A 17,539-nucleotide genomic window follows, 5' to 3' on the forward strand; every position below is an offset into this window, starting at 1 on the left:
ACTTATGCAACCCAGATACATGAACTGGCTGATACCAGCCCTTGCCCTGCTTAAAATATGTTTTCATTTATGGTTTTATGATAGCCTTGAACCTCACCGGGACGAACTCCTGTACTTTTCTTTAGGTACGCATCCTGCGGCAGGTTATGCATCTGTGCCGCCCTTGGTTGGCCTGCTTGCATTTTTACTCATGAAAACCATTGGTTTCTCTGCACTGGCTATTAAAATTATACCGGCTATATTAGGTGGTGCAATACTCTGGCTGAGTGCCAGTATCTGTAAAGAGCTGGGCGGCAAAACTTTTGCGCAGTTGTTAACAGTATTGGGTGTTTTTCTTGCGCCAGTCTTTGTACGCCCTTTTTACCTCTATCAACCGGTTTGTTTTGATATTTTTTTCTGGACACTCCTGTTTTATTTTACCATTCTTTACCTGAAATCAAAACAGGATAAATTTCTGATACTGATTGGTATAACAGCCGGCCTGGGTATTCTGAATAAACACCTTATTGTACTTTTGCTTATCAGCCTGATTATTGCCTTTTTAGTAAGCAATGAAAGAAAGCTTTTAAGAAAAAAGACATTCCTGTTTGCCATGCTCTTATGTATCGCTATTGCCTCGCCCAATATTGTCTGGCAATTAAGTAACGGGCTTTCAGGCATAAAGCACCTGAGCGCACTTAACAAACACCAGTTGGTGTACTTAGATCGAGCCAACTTCTTAAAAGAACAGCTACTCTTGCCGGGTATCTTTTTTCTGATTACCTGTGCAGGCTTTGGAGCCTTGCTTTTCTATAAACAACTAAAAAACTATCGCCTGTTGGCTGTTGCCATATTGGTGGTAATTATTGTTTTGCTGCTAGCTAAAGGCAAAGGTTATTATACCGCGGGTGTTTTCCCGCTATGCCTGGCTGCCGGAGCCGTATGGTGGGAAAACCTCCTTAAACAATGGTATTTAAGAGCAGCATTTACCACTCTGCTTGCAGGCCTCAGTGTTTTTCTGATACCTATGGGAATACCCACTGATACGCCTGAGAATCTGGCCGTTTACTTTAAAAACTTTACTAGTAAGTATGGCATGGAAGGCCTGCTACGACACGAAGACGGTAAAATTCACTCCTTACCACAGGACTATTCAGACATGCTGGGTTGGGAAGAATTAGCAAAGATTACTGCCAATGGCTATTCACAAATTCCGGATAAAAGCCGCATACTCATTTATTGCGAAAACTACGGTCAGGCATCAGCTGTTAATATTTTAGGCAAAAAATATGGCTTACCTGAACCTGTAAGTTTTTCAGACAATTATTATTTCTGGGCTCCCCAAAGTATTCCTCCTACAACTGATGCCTTTATTTATATAAACGATGAACTGGGTGAAGACATCAGCCATCTATTTACTGATATAAAACTGGTGGGTAAAATAAGCAACCCCTTAGCGCGTGAATACGGTACGCAGGTGTATCTGTGCCGTAAGCCTAAGACCAGTTTCAGCCAGTTCTGGAATAAGCGTGTAAAAGAAATTGAAAGTCCGTTCCAATAATTCAGTTTTTACGAAACTTTTCGATGCCCTGTGTCGTTTTTATTTCAGCATTAAAATAATTAACCTTTAAAAGGGCATGGTAACTGTATCAGAAATAGCAAAGAATAAAATCATTGAGCTAAGAGAAAAAGATGGCTTAACAGATAATCATGGTGTGAGAGTAGCAGTAGAAGGTGGTGGCTGTTCGGGCTTGATGTATGACCTGAAGTTTGATTTTGAGATTAAGCCTAACGACCATATTTTCGAAAATAACGGAATCAAGGTATTTGTAGATAAAAAAAGCCTTTTGTATCTGGTAGGTACCGAACTGGATTATTCTGATGGCCTTAATGGTAAAGGGTTTCAGTTTAAAAACCCTAACGCTTCACGCACTTGCGGTTGCGGAGAAAGTTTCGCTGTCTGATAGTCTGATTACATATAAATAAAATGGCGCCATGCTCTACCTGAAAAGTAAAAGCATGGCGCAATTGTTTTATTTAGTATATCAATTAGCCTTGTAATACATGGTAGAGCTATTCTCTTTTCTCAGTATATGCTTAGCCATTGTTTGGAGTGACTCCGGTGTTACGGCAGCAATCTTATCTGCATCCTGATTACACCAATCGGCATTGCCTGCATTGGCTGCAAAAGCCAGGTTCATAGCTCTGTTAAGTAATTCAACCTCTGCAAATGCCAATGTTGACTCACTCTGGTTCTTTACTTTCTGCAACTCACCTGAATCAACCTTATTATCAATCAGCTCGCTGAGTATTTCTTCAATAGCAGCATCTGCTGCTTCCATAGCTACTCCTTCATTCAGATTCCCCTGAATAATCAGCAAACCAGGGTCAAGCGAAGCTGTTATGTATGCAGAAACACTATTAAACAACTGTTTTTCCTTTACAAGCGTTGTATAAAGCCTTGAAGACTTACCTCTGCCCAATATATCACTCAGCAAGTCGGCATTATAAAAGTCAGGGTCAAAGCGGCCCGGCATATGATATGCCTTGTAAATAGCATCTAAAGGCACCTTGGCCGAAGTTTCAATAAACTTATGCCGGGTCTGCAAATTCTCCTGTGGCAAATTTCTATTATACTTTTCTCCTGCCGGTATCGGCTCAAACCACTTTTCACATAAATACTTCACTTGTGCCACTGTTATGTCTCCTGCTACTACCAATATGGCGTTGTTTGGCAGGTAATATTTAAAGAAGAAAGCCTTTACGTCTTCCATGGTGGCTTCTTCAATATGGCTAATCTCTTTTCCGATGGTTGCCCATCTGTAGGGATGCTTTTCGTAAACCAGTGGGCGCAATTTCAACCAAACGTCTCCGTAAGGCTGATTAAGGTATCTCTGTTTAAACTCTTCAATAACCACTTTACGTTGTACCTCAAGCACTTTTTCATCAAACGAGAGACTCATCATCCGGTCTGACTCCAGCCAAAAGGCCGTCTCGATATTCTTGGCAGGTAGTGTTATATAATAATTGGTTATATCTGGCGACGTAAAAGCATTGTTTTCTCCACCTACCTTTTGAAGTGGCTCGTCGTATGACGGAATATTCTTAGACCCGCCAAACATCAGATGCTCAAAAAGATGAGCAAAGCCGGTTTTATTTTCATCTTCATCCCTCGACCCTACATTGTAAAGAATATTAACTGCCGCCATTGGGGTGGTGTGATCTTCATGCACATATACTTCCAGACCGTTCTTCAGGGTAAAATGCTCGTAGCTTATCATTCGGTTGCGTTTTATTTGAACATATCAATCAAGATATGGTATATAACATCAATCACAAATGTAAGGTTTCTGATGCAGGTTCAAAATGCAGAATGACTATTTATCTGGATAGATTTGAGAAAAAGGCCGCTATCGGGCGTCTTAGCCAATACATGGCTATCATAATAACACCAAACGAACCCAGCCAAAGGTAAAAGACGTAGTCTGATGAGATATGAATAACTGAAGATTTACCAATCAATATAAAATTAGACCAGTAAAAAGGATGGTCTGACTCGGTTTTTATTAAATCTATTTTTGATAATCTGACAGCCTCATCAGTAGGATACCCCTGTTTCAGATAATAATAAAATCTTTTAGACAATTGGGCTATGCTCTCATCATGGGCATTCCACAAGGTAGTTATTACAGATGGGCACCCCGCAAACTGAAATGCCCTTGCCAGACTGATTATCCCCTCTCCTTTCCTTATTTTTCCTTTGCCGGTTTCGCAGGCGCTTAGCACCACAAGTTGGGTATTGTCAAGCGAAAGGTTATACAGCTCTGGTGTATAAAGTTTGAAATCCTTGCCCTCAGGATACAAAGCGATAAACGATTTCAGGGGTTCGGCGTCGTCAACCTGTGCATGGGTTGCAAAGTGGATGATGCCCTTATTTCTGTAAGTTTCTTCAAAATTAAGCTTGGTTGCTTTGTTATCACGGTAAATCTGCCCGCTAATGCCACCAATTTCATCGGCAGAGGCCGACAAAGTCTTGAATCCTTTATCACGGTAGTCCCCGGCCTGTCCTCCATCGCTGAAAGGGGCATAGGCAATAATATCAGCTTTTGATTTTCTGATGGTGCCATCAAACTGAAGCGAGGCAGAGTTAGCATAAGATATGGTATAGTCAAACAACAGATAATCGCCCTTACCCTTTTTCTCAAGAATTTCAAATGGTAAAAAACCCAGAATATCATGCCTTGCTACAATAAGTTTCTTCGATTTTCTGAGCATTCCTTCCACCGGTGCAAGCAGGTCATTATAAACCTGTCTGGCAAGTGCATGGCCTTTGTAAGCATCAATATTTGGCGGTGTATTTACTTTTTTGTACAGGTCAAGTACATCATTGCTAATTTTGAAGGAGTTGCTGTTTTTAATGATAGCGTATGAATTTCTGTCTGCTATCAGATAATAAAGAGCGTTTTCGCCAAGAAAATAACTAATAAAAGCTGTGCTGTTTTCTATTTTCTGTTGGGTTTCTTTGAGCGAAATCAGGTAGTCGTCATACTTGAGCTTGTAGTAATTCTTTGATGTCTGCTCAATTTTCTTGGTCAGGTGATTCAGCTGAATTTTTGTATCCGACAAATCAGACAATGTTTTTTCATTACCTGACTCCAAAAGTCTGATTTGCAACTTTACAATTTTCTGCCTTAAGGTTGCCTCCTGGTTCAACAAATCTTCATCAATTTCCTTGGGTCGTATTTTCTGGCTCTTCAGGGCATCCCATAAAGCTGCCGACTTACTGGCTTCCATGGCAAAAAAGAATTTCTCGGCCCACTCATCTGACCTCGACAAACGCCATTGCTCATAAATTTTAGCCAGTGCTTTTTCATAGATTGGATACACCTTTTCGGTATAAAACAACTTAGACTCCGGCATGTCGAAGGTTTTTCTGAGATGTGCTGCAAACTTAATGGCCTCCAGATAAGTGTCGGCCGATAATGCTGGTTTCGACGCTGCCAGCAGGTCAGCACGTTGGTCAAGCGCAATAAAAAACTCTTGCGGGGCATTTACGGCATCAAATTCGGTGTACCTTTTTTTATTAGGTTGCGCATAAGAAGTATCGGCGGCCAGCAGGGCATTAGAGGTATGGTAAAGTGCAAGCTCTACATTTCCTTTTTTTTGGTATACCTCGCTTAACCCATTCTCAATGCGGGCAACCTGCATGCCTTGCTTATGATGAAAAATGCGCTCAAAATCTTTCAGTGCACTTTTGTAGGTTCTTTCTGTTTTGTCAAGTTCATTCAATTTAAAGTAAGACTCGGCACGGTTAATCTGGATATTTACCCAAAGCCGGGGTTGCTTTTCAGTAGAATTTCTGTAGAATTTTTCGGCATCGGCAAAAGCCTGAAGAGCCTCGGCTGGTTTATCCATCTGGTTGTAACAACGGCCGATAGACACGTAAACAATAGAGGTCCGGTCATTACTTTCAGCTAACGGAAGCGCCTCTTTTAAGAGGCTCAGTGCATTTTCGTATTGCTTTTTTTCTCTGTAATACTTAGCCATATTGCTAAGCACGGCATATTGGTTAAGTGTAATTTTCTCCTGAAGCGCAATTTGCCTGGCCTGCTGAAAATAGTAGAAGCTTTGTTCGGTATCGCCCAGGTCATCAATTAACCGGCCATAGTTACTAAGAAAGGTAATAATAAATGCCGGTATATCTTTCTGAAGATTTTTGTGCTGTAAAAAAAAATCGTACCCTTTTTTGAAATGCTTTTCGGCCAGACCAAGTTTGGTAGGTATTCTACGGTAATACTCCGACAACTCGGCATTTAACTCAAAAAAGAGTACGTTTCTCTTCTCTCCATTAATATATTTCAGATCATCTAAACCTTCAAGAATTACCTTTGCAGCTTCTTCGTAATCATCGTTAATTACGTAGATGTCTACGGCAGTGAACAAGTAAAGGTCTATATAATTTTCAAAGTCTTTATCGGCAAATAATTTTTTCTGAAGGTTTTTGTAAACTTGTCTGGCTTTAGCCGGGGTAATTTGTTGGTTATTCAGCTTAGAAGACACCTCATATCTTAGCTTCTGAATCTGCCCTGCGTTCCCTTGAGGCTGCGCCCAGGCGGTCAGTATAGATACAGCAAATACTGATATAAGAATATACTTTCTCATATTAAACTAAATTATTTCCGAATTTCCAACTATAATACACATCAATTAGTAGTATCAAAACCGTCTTCTGTACCTGCTGTTGGAGGCGGTACTTTTGGAGGCGGGTCAGATGCCCTTAACTTGGAAGTAGCAGCTGGTGTAGCCGAGAAATCTAAGGTTGAAGGAATATTGGCATTCAAAGCTTTCATGTAATATTCGCTCAGGTAAGAATTGCGGTTGCGCACTTTACCATTAGCATCGTAATATTTCTTTACATTGGCCTTGCTTGGGCGATGCGTAAAAATTCTGATACGGTAATTAGGAAGGTCTTTAGACTTGGCAATAAAATAAATGATTCCGTAATTACTTTCTGGACGTTTCCCTGAAGGGAATGTCAATATGCCATCGTTAACAGCAAACCACGGAGACGAACTAACCACAGTATATAACTTAGGGTTCAGGTTCATAGCCGTATATAAGTTAACCGACGATTTTGGTGTAACGAGGTCGTCAAGAAAATTGGCAAAGCCATTATATTTTTCAATAAAAACCTTGTTCTGGAACTTGTAGGCCTTCATGCCCAGGATAGTCCCTTCCTTGCGCTCAAAATCACCGGCTTCTCTAACGTTATAAGTCAGATCAGTTTCGTTAGATTCTGTTATGATATCTACCGGCTGAGTATAAGTTGTTGGTTTCTCCCACTGGCAACGGTTAATAAGGTTCAAAAGCTCGCTCTGAGGAAGCAACTGAAGTTTTAAGGGCAGGGGTGAATCAAAAACTACCACATCCTGATTATCCAGTATGAATCCGTTGGGTTGCTTACCCCCAATCTTGATAGTTCCGATTCCGTTATCAGCCGGTTTGAAAGTTCCGGGGCTCATTGCCGAAAACAAAGTACCTGAAACAGATTTAGAGGCTCCCAAAGTAAATGATTCCACAGTAGCTAATTGCGCACTTGTGTATCCTTCGTCTCCGCAACCCACACAACGCCAGGTTGTTCCGTCAAATACTCTCACAACGCCATAAGTAACATCAAAAACCATCATGCCCGACCGTGGAGACTCCATCAACATGATGTCGCTGTTTTTCAACACGGGCAACTGTACGTTAGCCATTGGGCCGGCAGTAATAACGGTGGCCTGAGAAAAACCATTAAAGTGAATAGAAAGCAGCAAAAACAAAAAAGGTATAGTATTTTTCATTACATCTTATTAATTAAAATGTTTACAAAGTTAAGGATTTGGCAATTATACAGGTATTGAACAAATATCTTCAATTTTTGTTGGAAGGAAAACTTTGCTGCCATTTTTTTTACGTATAACTTTGAACAAAGTCAATGTCCCCCCATTTCGAGACGAAATAAGGGGGATTCTTGAACTAATTAACCCTAACCCTAGTAAAATTTTGGGTGAGGGGATGGTTTTTATGGCTATAGAGTATTTGTATGTTTTAATATCAGCAGTGGGTGGATTTGTAACCATATTTTTAATTTTTTTTTTCAATTTCTTAGCCATTATGCAAAACTGGTAAAGTACTATGTGTAGATTTAGTACTTCGTAAACTTTGGTATTTAATACAAGCAGACTATGATTTTGTAACTTTATTTTTTATTTTTTTATTTCTTTAATAGATAGTGAATTGTTTTATATAATTTTAGCCTTAAATTTAGGTCGAAATCAATTTGTCAGAAGCTATCAAAGTAAACAATATCATTGAGTGGTCACTTTACTTAAACACAAGCCTTTAAAAAAACTCTCGGCTATGGTTACATTAAGGGGGGGGATTGATATTAATAACTGAAATATGATTCTTGGTTTACCTAAACACCCGTCAGATGAATCGATAGTTGAGGGGATTCTGGCAGGTGGACGCAAAGAACATGAGGCGTTAATAGCACTATATAAGAAATTTCATGTTTCGCTGGAGAGGTTTATTGTCCACCGAAGCACTGGAAGGGATTATGCTAAACAACCGGAAGACATAATTTGGGAAGCAATTGAAGCTTTTGTTGTGAACGTAAAAAAAGGGTCATTTACTCTAAAAGATGCTACTTTAGAGACTTATCTTAAAAGTATTTGCAAAAATTTGTGGTTCAGATACGTATCGCAGGAAACCTCCAGGGAAGAACGTCATAACCGTTATATGGCTGAATGGGACAAGCTGGAAGATGACGTAAACGATATGTTGATTGAAAAAGAAAATTGGGAATACTATATAAGCCTTGTTAATAAGCTCGGCAGGAATTGTCGTCAGATTCTTGAAATGCGTTTAGTAGACGGCTTGTCAATGCAGGAAGTATCAAAAAAATTAATAGAAAATGGTACTTTTGAAAATGACCAGACAGTACGTAACGCAAAAAGTAAGTGTCTGAAAAAAATTATGGAAATGATATCCTCAAATCATCAATAAATTTCTTTAAAAACTATGGATGGTATGCTGCAAAATCAGATTGAAGATTATGTGACGGGCACGATGGCGGAGAAAGAAAAACTAGCATTTGAAAACCAGCTGAAGAGTAATCAAACCCTTTACGAGCAGGTTCAGGAACTTAAACGTGTGAAAGAAAGCCTGCTGAGAGCCCGTGTTAGGGCCACGGTAAGCCAGGTTCGTCAAGATGTACACAAACCTAAAAAAGGTTTGGCCTATGTTTTTGGCTCTTTCAGTGCGGCCGCGGCTATTCTTTTCTTTTTGCTTTCTACTTCTGTAACTTTTTCTTCAAAAAAATTCGATTATCGCGGTGATGAAGAAATCGTAAATGTTGAAACCCAGTCCAGAGCCAATGATTATGAAAGAGCATCGGCAATGGTAGAAAACGGCAAGAACCTTTCTGAAGCAATCAAGATTCTTGAACGCCTGAGGATTGATGAAAACGTTAGCAAAAACTTCCAGAATGAATCTAAATGGATGCTTGTGGTGGCCTATCTTCAAACAGGCGAGGCAGAAAAAGCCGAAAAGATATTTGACGAGGTTAAATGGGAAGACACCGGAAGACCATTCTCTACCTGGGAAATAACCAAAATTCACTGGCAAATATTTTGGGGTAAAATAATCTGACATTCGTAGTTAAGACATATCAAACATATCAGGCATCTGACTTAGAGTTGCCTGATATGTTTTTTTTATACCCGCTTGCTAATCGAATAAAGCCAAATTTAATTCAGATTGGCCGGTTAACAGATAAATTTGTAGTTTTACGGCAAATAATAAGACAGGATTATTTAAACCATTGAATATGAATATAAGAGTAGGGCAAGGTTATGACGTGCATCAACTGGGGGAAGGCTACGATTTATGGCTCGGAGGGGTTAAAATACCACATAGTGTAGGTTCGGTTGGGCATTCAGATGCCGACGTGCTTTTGCATGCCATCTGTGATGCACTTTTAGGCGCCGCAGCTATGGGCGACATTGGCAAACACTTTAAAAACACAGACCCCCGCTGGAAAGGAATAGACAGCAAGATTTTACTTAAAATTGTAACAGAAATGCTCGACAAAGAGGGTTATCTGATTGGCAACATTGATTCAACAGTTTGCCTGCAGGAACCCAAAATCGGCAAGTATATTCCAGAAATGGTAAAGGCCATTGCTGATGTTACCAAACTATCAGAAGACCGCATATCAATAAAAGCCACAACTACCGAAGAAATGGGCTTTGTAGGCAGAAAAGAAGGGCTGGAAGCCCACGCTATTGCCTTAATCTATAAAAATGCTTAACATTTACAGCAGACCCTCTTCAAGAGAACTCAGGAATAGTTCCCCTTATTACTGAGTTCTTTTTTTAACCAACAATGCAACTGCATTTGATGCCTTAATCCGGCAAATTTATTTTTTCACCCAAAAACCTTGGTTCTTTGGCCATCAGGTAATCAACAAATACTTTTACTCTGGCCAGTTTCTCTCTTGCCATCACTCCTTCTACCACCGCATCTTCGGCATTAAAGCCATTGGCTATTATGCCTTCTTTTGATGCTATATAAATGGCCCGTTCATTATGAAACAACTGAGAAATAATAGTAACAGAATCCTGTCCGAATATTTTTTTCAGCCTTACCATAGAATCAAAGGTTCTGAATCCGGCATAATCAAGATAAATACGGGTAGAATCAACACCGGCCTTTACCAAATCTTCACGCATCATTTCTGGTTCGTTATAATCCTTTCTACTATTATCGCCACTGATAACCAGATATTTTATCTTGCCTGCTTCCATTAAACTGGTAGCCGCCTTTATTCTGCGTATATAATAAGCATTAAGCTCACCACTTCTTTTAGTGTATTTCCCCGTGCCCAGAAGCAAACCCACCCTGGTATACGGAATACTATTAATGTCTGAATATAGTCGTCCTCTGGCGGTTTCCTTAATTAAAGCATCACATACGTATATAACTAGTACGGATAACAACATCAAGCCTGACAAAGCCCAGAGAATAAGTTTTTTCTTTTTCATAATTTTAATCTTTAACTTCTGATAGCCAGGTTCTTGAACAGCACAAGGCATTTATTGACTATTCAATAACAATACCGCCTTTACTATTCTTCATCACCAATTTAAGTATTATCTTCTTGAAAGACTTATTCTTCTGCCATAATTTTATCTTTTTCATTATATTGCAGTATAAAAACATTAAACCTCCTGTAAGAATTAATGAAAAAATTTGCACTGGCCGTTACCACACTAATGGCCACAAGCCCCCTGTTTGCTCAGCAGATAAAAATCGGAGATAACGCAGGTGCCGTAACCTTTGAGGAATACGAGCCCAAATCTACACTGGTTGTACCCGGCAAGGTTATCACGCGCGCCAAATTCCCTTTTATTGATATCCATAATCACCAATGGGATATGGGCAGTAAAGATGACCTCCGGAAGCTCATTACTGAAATGGACAAAATGAATATGGGTATAATGGTTAATCTGAGTGGGCGTGGGTTTAATCAGGATGAAGCGAAAAGTACCGCAGGACTGGTAAAACAGATTGACGCCGTAAAAACCAACTACCCAACCCGTTTTGCCGTTTTTACCAATATTGATTTTTCGAAAATCAGTGAGCCCGGCTGGACAACCAAAGCGGTGAAAACACTTGAAGACGACGTAAAACTGCGTGGTGCCAAGGGTTTAAAAATTTATAAGAGCCTGGGCTTTAATGTAACCGACAACGGAAAAATTGTGGCTGTTGATGACCCCCGCATTGACCCAATCTGGAAAAAAGCCGGAGAATTGGGGATTCCGGTACTGATTCATACAGCAGACCCTTCGTCTTTCTGGGACCCAATCAATGCACAAAATGAACGCTGGCTTGAACTGAAAACTCACCCTGGCCGTAAGCGTGACGCCTCAGGCGGTAAAGACTTTACCTGGGAGCAGCTCATTGAACAGCAGCATAATGTATTCAGAAAAAACCCGAAGACCATTTTTATCAATGCGCACATGGGCTGGTTTCCGAACAACCTGGCCAAACTAGATAGCCTAATGGATGCGTTTCCGAATATGTATGTGGAAATCGGCGCGGTTATAGCAGAATTAGGCCGCCAGCCACGCAATGCGCAGAAATTCTTCATTAAACGACAAGACAGAATTTTGTTTGGAAAAGACTCCTGGGTACCTGACGAGTACCAGACGTATTTCCGTGTGCTGGAGTCTGAAGATGAGTATTTTCCATACCATAAAAAATACCACGCTTACTGGAAGATGTACGGATTAGGCCTGCCAGACGAGGTGTTAAAGAAAGTATATTATAAAAATGCCCTTAAAATTGTACCTGGTCTTGACAAAAGCCAGTTTCCTAAATAAACCCTAACTACTTTGTTTATGAAAAAACACTTCATGCTTGCGCTGGCATTGTTGCTGAGCAGTGGCTTGGCGTACGCTCAGAAAAAGAAAAAAGCAGTTACGCCGGCTCCTGACAAACTTGAATTACTGAAACAGGAGGTTATTAAAAAAATTGATGAACGCCAGAAATTTACGCAAGAGGTAAACGACCAGATTTTCAGCTTTGCAGAACTAGGCTTTCAGGAATTTGAGACCTCTAAGTACCTTACAAGCCTATTAGAGAAAAATGGTTTTACTGTTGAAAGAGGTGTAGCCGGCATGCCAACCGCGTGGATAGCCAGGTGGGGCACAGGCAAGCCTGTTATTGCCATAGGCTCTGACGTTGACTGTATCCCGAAAGCCTCTCAAAAACCAGGTGTGGCATATAAAGACCCTATTGTTGAGGGCGCTCCGGGGCATGGCGAAGGCCACAATTCAGGACAAGCCCTGAATATAACAGCTGTGCTGGCACTGAAAGAGATAATGGAACGCGAGAAGATTCCGGGAACATTAATGCTATGGCCGGGTATAGCCGAAGAACAGGTAGGAGCCAAAGCTGTGTATGTAAGAGAGGGGTATTTTAAAGATGTAGACGCCTGCATATTTACACACGTGGGCGACAACCTGTCTGTAGCATGGGGAGACGTAGGCAATGTAGGGTTGGTTTCGGTTAAATTTCATTTTGAAGGAGAAGCAGCTCATGCGGCGGGTGCCCCCTGGAGAGGCAGAAGTGCCCTTGATGCCGTAGAATTGATGAACATTGCGTGGAACTATAAACGTGAACACCTGGAAACAACCCAGCGTTCGCATTATGTGATATCTGACGGTGGAGACCAGCCAAACGTTGTACCTTCAAAAGCAACAGTGTGGTACTATTTCAGGGAGCGTACTTACCCCCGGATCAAGAATCTGTTTGATAACGGCCTTAAAATGGCACAGGGAGCGGCCATTATGACTGATACCAGGTTTACTTATGAGATTCTGGGTAGCGCCTGGCCGGGCCATTTTAATAAACCCATTGCCGAAACGATGTATCATAATATCAGGCGTGTTGGTTTGCCACAATGGTCGGAAGAAGACCAGCTATTGGCCAAAGCAGCACAAAAAGAGTTGAAGTCGCCCAAAACAGATGGATTAGCAATAAAACTGGATACCGTTGCCGAGCCGGTTTACACCCCGAATATTATCCGCCAGGGAGGGTCTGACGACATTGCCGACATTGCGTGGTCTTTGCCAACCGTAGTGCTTCGTTACCCTTCTAATATGCCAGGTATGCCGGGGCACCATTGGGCCAATGCCATTACTATGGCTACACCTATTGCGCATAAGGGCTGCACCGCCGGCGCCAAAGTTGAGGCATTAACGGTATTAGATATGCTTTTTAAGCCCGAAATTATTCGGAAAGCGTGGGACTATTACAACAAAGAACAAACAAAGGAAATAAAATATACTCCGCTGATATCAAAAGACGATAAACCAGCCATACACCTGAACGAAGAGATTATGGAGAAGTATCGTCCGGAACTAAGTAAATATTATTATGACCCCTCCAAATACAAAACATATCTGGAGCAACTGGGCATCAAGTATCCGACAGTGAGAGAAGATAAAGAGAAAAAGTAACATAAAAAAATGAGCTGAGTTTGCCCTCAGCTCATTTTTTATAGATTAACCCGGTATCTATCTGATTTCAGAAAAATCTGTGGGTGTCATATAAATCGATTCTACTTTGATAGCCAGTTTTCCGTTTTTCTCCGACTCGTCGCGGGCTTTAACCCATTTAGGGTCATTTCTGAACGCATCAAATGACGCCTTTCCGGCTGCCTCGCTCTTATGTGCTAACAAATAAACAAGTCTTGGTTGGGTACCTTCTTTTTCAATACTTTTCCAATACACCACATTTTCCATTCCATGTTTTTTAAACAGCTTTAAGGTATGATTTCTGAAACGCGCCAGCAGGTCGTCCAGTTTACCGTTATCAGCCGTATAGATTCTTAGTTCAAAAACTCGCTCAGGGTTTTTCTTCCGGGTTTTCACCGAAGGCGAAAAATCTGTTGTGTTCATGAAAATTGATTCAACTTTAGCAACAATTTTCCCGTTCTTTTCCGACTCCTCTCTTACTTTTTTCCATTCGGGGTCTGCACCAAAAGCTTTCCATGACGCATCTCTGGCTTCTTTATCAGGATACGACAGCACATAATATAGTGCATTTTTTTCATTTGTAATAGGAACCCAGTAGCCAACGTTGGTCATTCCATGCTTTTCAAAAAGTTTGGTGGTATGGTTCCGGAACCGGTTCAGCAAATCGGGCAGTTTGCCTGGTTCGCAATAATATATCCGCATTTCATAGTAACGCGTATCTTGTTTTCTGGCATAGGCGGCCATAGAAAAAAATGTGGCAATAAACAGGTAAATAATTATTTTCATAGATTGAGGTTGATTATAACACAAAGTTATTTTATTGCATGAACAAACCCGCTCAAGTGAATTATTTTTTTGCTGCCGCAAAACTATCTTTAATTACTGAGGCAGTTTTGAATAATGCCATTAAAATACACTTAAATAGCTTCTTTTACCAGGTCTACAATTTTACTCAGGGTCTTTTTGGCCGACGATGCCGCATTTTGTGCTACCCCATTTTTTTCGTCCAGCCGGGTTACATTTTCGGCTGCCGAGCTAATCAGGTTGTTTAATTTACTTTGCTGTTTGGTATCAAGTGTATACATACCTGCCTTCAACATGCCCAGACTTCTGGTAAGTATTTTGGCATTGCCCAGTAGCCCTTCTTTCCCTTCGCTCAACAGGTTATTAATATTATTGGCCGCCACTGTGAGTCTTATGGTAGCAATGGTGTGTTCAACCACATCTTTTTTCAGGGTTCCGCTGGTGGCCATCGGAATATAACTTTTAAGTGTCTTTGATTGCTCCAGCAGTTTTTCCTTCATTTCATTACCGCGTGTATTGGCTTCGCTTTGCACAGCAATACTGCTGGTTTTTAAAGACTCTGCCAATTCGGCTGTTTTACCGCTATCCAAAAGTTTTACTGTTTCATCAAGTACGTTTTCAAGTGTTATGCGCTGCGCAACTGCCACATTAATAAGCAGCAAACAAAAAGATAAAACTAAAGCAATGTGAATTAACTTTTTCATTTCAATTACCGGATTTACTTTTTAGAATAATTATGGTTATTGGGTAGTGCGAATTTAACAATTAAAAATATAAACCACTCTTTAACAAGCATAATATACGACGAATACCTTTGTTTCTTCTACAACTTCCCATTTCAATCCAATTCTGAATATCAGCATTACGTACTTGGGCAAACCTGTTTCTTGCTTTACATTTGTAAGGCAAAATGAAAACACTAGTATGAAAATAGTAGAAGTTGGTAACAATAAGCATTTCAGAAAAGAGTTTCTTGAGTTTCCGGTACGGCTGTATAACCGCAACCCTTATTGGATAAGACCGCTTGATAATGATATTGAACGCATCTTTGACCCCACAAAAAACCCGCTTCATGAAAACAATAATTGCATACGGTGGCTTGCCCTGAATGAAAACGGAGATACCATAGCCCGTGTGGCAGCGTTTGTGAACCCCAACACTGTGATTTACAGTAACGACCAGCCAACAGGCGGAATAGGTTTCTTTGAATGCATTAATGACAAACAAGTAGCATTTGCTTTATTTGATACTTGTAAGGCTTGGCTGAAAGCCAGAGGCATGGAGGCAATGGATGGGCCTGTTAACTTTGGTGAAAGAGACAACTGGTGGGGGCTGCTGGTAGACCCTTATGATGCCGAACCGACCTGGTCTATGTTTTATCATCATGATTATTACCGCACATTTTTTGAGGAATATGGTTTTCAGGACTACTTCCGGCAATATACTTTCCTTTTGCCCCTTGAAGAAAAAGAAGCCAGAAAAGTGGTACGCCCGGCACTGTTTGAAATTGCCACTAGAGTTTATAACTCGCCCGGATATGATTTCAGGCACATAAATAAAAAAGAGCTTTCAAAATTTGCCCAGGATTTCCGGACCATCTATAATTTGGCGTGGTCGAAAAATATGGCCGCCGGCGAAATGACCGCCGAACGTGCCGAAGCTATTATGCGCCAGATGAAGCCAATTCTGGTTGAAGAACTGATGTGGTTTGGATACCACAATAACAAGCCCATAGCCTTTTTTATCATGATTCCTGAACTGAATCAGATTATCAAGCACCTGAATGGCAAGCTCGATATAATCGGGAAACTGAAATGGGTTTATCATCGGCTAATGAAAACCAATCATAAAGCTCGTGGGGTTATATTTGGCGTTATACCCGAATACCAGGGCAGAGGCATTGAATCAGCCATTGCGCTGGCTTTCTCGCGGGCCTGCTGGAAACCCGGCTACCAGTATACCACGCTGGAACTAAACTGGATAGCCGACTTTAACCCTAAAATGCTGAAAGTAACCCAACTGCTGGGTGCCAGAAAATTTAAAACTTATATCACCTATCGTTACCTGTTCGACCACACCCGTGCCTTCAAAAGGCATCCGGTTATTTAATCGTAGACCTTTAATACAAAAAGTATCAGGTTTTTTACTAATTTTGTGGCGTTTTTTGCTTCAAAACACACATTTAATATTCTATTTTTCACTAAATAAACGTTTACCCAATATCTAAAGGGACACATCAATATATGTCTTTACTTACAGTTGGTTCGGTGGCATTCGATAAACTAGAAACACCGTTCGGAAAAACAGATAAAATCATTGGCGGTGCTGCTACTTTTATTACGCTTACTGCCTCTTATTTTGTAAAAGAGAATAACCTGGTTGCCGTTGTAGGCGAAGATTTCCCGCAAAGCATGATTAACGTGCTGGAAACGCACGGAGTAGATACCCGCGGACTTGAAATTGTAGAAGGCGGAAAAACGTTTTTCTGGCATGGCCGTTATCACAACGACATGAATTCTCGCGACAGCCTGGAAACGCAACTGAATGTAATGGGTGATTTTGACCCTAAAATTCCGGAAGCCTATCAGGATTGTAAGTACCTGATGCTGGGTAATACCTCGCCTGAAATTCAGATGCGGGTGTTGACCCGCCTGCATAACCGGCCTAAATTTGTAATGGTTGATACCATGAACCTCTGGATTGAAATTGCCAATGTTGATTTAAAGGCTTTGTTGAAACACGTTGATTGTTTAACCATAAATGACGAAGAAGCCCGCATGTTGTCTGGCGATTACTCGCTTCGCAGAGCAGCCAAAACCATTATGGCAATGGGGCCTAAAACGCTTATCATAAAAAAAGGAGAGCATGGCGCTTTGTTGTTTCAGGATGATAACATCTTCTTCTGCCCTGCACTACCATTGGAGGAAGTGTTTGACCCAACAGGGGCAGGCGATACTTTTGCCGGTGGTTTTATTTCGTATCTGGCACAAACCGATGACCTGAGTTTTGAAAACATGAAACGTGCCATAATCTATGGGTCGGCTATGGCTTCTTTCTGTGTTGAACAGTTTGGCTCTGAAAGAATCCAGAACCTTACGCAGGAAGAAATTAACGCGCGTCTCGGAGAATTTAAAAAGCTGGCAAGCTTTAATCTGAATTAAGCCTTA

15 protein-coding genes are annotated in these 17,539 nt (G+C 40.9%); 9 read left to right on the forward strand and 6 right to left on the reverse strand.

All coding sequences use genetic code 11. The annotated features are described in order from the left end of the window. The first annotated feature begins 4 nt into the window (after positions 1-4). Positions 5-1,540, forward strand: a complete 1,536-nt coding sequence (locus C0V77_RS15890; protein ID WP_101727332.1) for a glycosyltransferase family 39 protein — start codon at positions 5-7, stop codon at positions 1,538-1,540. Positions 1,541-1,616: 76 nt separating this feature from the next. Then, the gene (locus tag C0V77_RS15895) at positions 1,617-1,943 is read left to right on the forward strand and encodes an iron-sulfur cluster assembly accessory protein (RefSeq protein ID WP_101727333.1); all 327 of its coding nucleotides are present in this window, start codon (positions 1,617-1,619) and stop codon (positions 1,941-1,943) included. Positions 1,944-2,024: 81 nt separating this feature from the next. Here the strand turns inward: C0V77_RS15895 and C0V77_RS15900 are convergent, their stop codons facing one another. The 3 genes from C0V77_RS15900 to C0V77_RS15910 all read right to left on the reverse strand — a co-directional run bounded on the left by C0V77_RS15900 (position 2,025) and on the right by C0V77_RS15910 (position 7,322). Continuing rightward, on the reverse strand, positions 2,025-3,260 hold the full coding sequence (locus C0V77_RS15900) for a pitrilysin family protein (RefSeq protein ID WP_101727334.1): 1,236 nt from the start codon (positions 3,258-3,260) through the stop codon (positions 2,025-2,027). A 100-nt stretch (positions 3,261-3,360) separates the two neighbouring features. Beyond that, positions 3,361-6,141: a CHAT domain-containing protein gene (locus C0V77_RS15905; protein WP_101727335.1), complete on the reverse strand. Its 2,781-nt coding sequence runs from the start codon at positions 6,139-6,141 to the stop codon at positions 3,361-3,363. Between the two features lie 41 nt (positions 6,142-6,182). After that, positions 6,183-7,322 (reverse strand): hypothetical protein, encoded by a 1,140-nt coding sequence (locus C0V77_RS15910; RefSeq protein WP_101727336.1) that lies wholly within the window; start codon positions 7,320-7,322, stop codon positions 6,183-6,185. 601 nt (positions 7,323-7,923) lie between these two features. Here C0V77_RS15910 and C0V77_RS15920 point away from each other — a divergent pair. From C0V77_RS15920 to ispF, 3 genes are all read left to right on the forward strand, one after another. Beyond that, positions 7,924-8,529, forward strand: a complete 606-nt coding sequence (locus C0V77_RS15920) for an RNA polymerase sigma factor (RefSeq protein ID WP_101727338.1) — start codon at positions 7,924-7,926, stop codon at positions 8,527-8,529. A gap of 24 nt (positions 8,530-8,553) precedes the next feature. Next, complete coding sequence (locus C0V77_RS15925) at positions 8,554-9,174, forward strand: hypothetical protein (RefSeq protein WP_143706113.1); 621 nt, start codon at positions 8,554-8,556, stop codon at positions 9,172-9,174. Positions 9,175-9,352: 178 nt separating this feature from the next. Beyond that, a complete protein-coding gene (ispF, locus tag C0V77_RS15930) occupies positions 9,353-9,835 on the forward strand; it encodes a 2-C-methyl-D-erythritol 2,4-cyclodiphosphate synthase (protein ID WP_101727340.1) in 483 nt (160 codons plus the stop codon). Between the two features lie 94 nt (positions 9,836-9,929). Here ispF and C0V77_RS15935 read toward each other — a convergent pair whose 3' ends face one another. Further along, positions 9,930-10,568: a vancomycin high temperature exclusion protein gene (locus C0V77_RS15935; protein WP_101727495.1), complete on the reverse strand. Its 639-nt coding sequence runs from the start codon at positions 10,566-10,568 to the stop codon at positions 9,930-9,932. A 198-nt stretch (positions 10,569-10,766) separates the two neighbouring features. On the opposite strand from C0V77_RS15935, the gene C0V77_RS15940 reads away from it, so the two are divergent. Both C0V77_RS15940 and C0V77_RS15945 read left to right on the forward strand, forming a co-directional pair. Next, positions 10,767-11,909, forward strand: coding sequence for an amidohydrolase family protein (locus C0V77_RS15940; RefSeq protein WP_101727341.1), 1,143 nt, complete (start codon positions 10,767-10,769; stop codon positions 11,907-11,909). Between the two features lie 18 nt (positions 11,910-11,927). Continuing rightward, a complete protein-coding gene (locus C0V77_RS15945) occupies positions 11,928-13,550 on the forward strand; it encodes an amidohydrolase (protein WP_101727342.1) in 1,623 nt (540 codons plus the stop codon). A 57-nt stretch (positions 13,551-13,607) separates the two neighbouring features. Here C0V77_RS15945 and C0V77_RS15950 read toward each other — a convergent pair whose 3' ends face one another. Further along, positions 13,608-14,354, reverse strand: a complete 747-nt coding sequence (locus C0V77_RS15950; RefSeq protein ID WP_101727343.1) for an NIPSNAP family protein — start codon at positions 14,352-14,354, stop codon at positions 13,608-13,610. Between the two features lie 131 nt (positions 14,355-14,485). Further along, positions 14,486-15,076, reverse strand: coding sequence for a hypothetical protein (locus C0V77_RS15955; protein ID WP_101727344.1), 591 nt, complete (start codon positions 15,074-15,076; stop codon positions 14,486-14,488). 220 nt (positions 15,077-15,296) lie between these two features. On the opposite strand from C0V77_RS15955, the gene C0V77_RS15960 reads away from it, so the two are divergent. Together C0V77_RS15960 and C0V77_RS15965 are read left to right on the forward strand one after the other, a co-directional pair. Further along, positions 15,297-16,481: a hypothetical protein gene (locus C0V77_RS15960; protein ID WP_101727345.1), complete on the forward strand. Its 1,185-nt coding sequence runs from the start codon at positions 15,297-15,299 to the stop codon at positions 16,479-16,481. 134 nt (positions 16,482-16,615) lie between these two features. Beyond that, positions 16,616-17,533, forward strand: coding sequence for a PfkB family carbohydrate kinase (locus C0V77_RS15965; RefSeq protein ID WP_101727346.1), 918 nt, complete (start codon positions 16,616-16,618; stop codon positions 17,531-17,533). The last annotated feature ends 6 nt before the right edge of the window (positions 17,534-17,539 follow it).

Source organism: Emticicia sp. TH156, from assembly GCF_002855535.1.
Classification (GTDB): domain Bacteria; phylum Bacteroidota; class Bacteroidia; order Cytophagales; family Spirosomataceae; genus Emticicia; species Emticicia fluvialis.

What these genes read in the sequence shown, in the direction of transcription:
- C0V77_RS15890 (WP_101727332.1), top strand. Translation starts at nt 5, where the DNA reads ATGCAACCCAGATACATGAACTGGCTGATACCAGCCCTTGCCCTGCTT.
- C0V77_RS15895 (WP_101727333.1), top strand. Translation starts at nt 1,617, where the DNA reads ATGGTAACTGTATCAGAAATAGCAAAGAATAAAATCATTGAGCTAAGA.
- C0V77_RS15900 (WP_101727334.1), bottom strand. Translation starts at nt 3,260, where the DNA reads ATGATAAGCTACGAGCATTTTACCCTGAAGAACGGTCTGGAAGTATAT.
- C0V77_RS15905 (WP_101727335.1), bottom strand. Translation starts at nt 6,141, where the DNA reads ATGAGAAAGTATATTCTTATATCAGTATTTGCTGTATCTATACTGACC.
- C0V77_RS15910 (WP_101727336.1), bottom strand. Translation starts at nt 7,322, where the DNA reads ATGAAAAATACTATACCTTTTTTGTTTTTGCTGCTTTCTATTCACTTT.
- C0V77_RS15920 (WP_101727338.1), top strand. Translation starts at nt 7,924, where the DNA reads ATGATTCTTGGTTTACCTAAACACCCGTCAGATGAATCGATAGTTGAG.
- C0V77_RS15925 (WP_143706113.1), top strand. Translation starts at nt 8,554, where the DNA reads ATGCTGCAAAATCAGATTGAAGATTATGTGACGGGCACGATGGCGGAG.
- ispF (WP_101727340.1), top strand. Translation starts at nt 9,353, where the DNA reads ATGAATATAAGAGTAGGGCAAGGTTATGACGTGCATCAACTGGGGGAA.
- C0V77_RS15935 (WP_101727495.1), bottom strand. Translation starts at nt 10,568, where the DNA reads ATGAAAAAGAAAAAACTTATTCTCTGGGCTTTGTCAGGCTTGATGTTG.
- C0V77_RS15940 (WP_101727341.1), top strand. Translation starts at nt 10,767, where the DNA reads ATGAAAAAATTTGCACTGGCCGTTACCACACTAATGGCCACAAGCCCC.
- C0V77_RS15945 (WP_101727342.1), top strand. Translation starts at nt 11,928, where the DNA reads ATGAAAAAACACTTCATGCTTGCGCTGGCATTGTTGCTGAGCAGTGGC.
- C0V77_RS15950 (WP_101727343.1), bottom strand. Translation starts at nt 14,354, where the DNA reads ATGAAAATAATTATTTACCTGTTTATTGCCACATTTTTTTCTATGGCC.
- C0V77_RS15955 (WP_101727344.1), bottom strand. Translation starts at nt 15,076, where the DNA reads ATGAAAAAGTTAATTCACATTGCTTTAGTTTTATCTTTTTGTTTGCTG.
- C0V77_RS15960 (WP_101727345.1), top strand. Translation starts at nt 15,297, where the DNA reads ATGAAAATAGTAGAAGTTGGTAACAATAAGCATTTCAGAAAAGAGTTT.
- C0V77_RS15965 (WP_101727346.1), top strand. Translation starts at nt 16,616, where the DNA reads ATGTCTTTACTTACAGTTGGTTCGGTGGCATTCGATAAACTAGAAACA.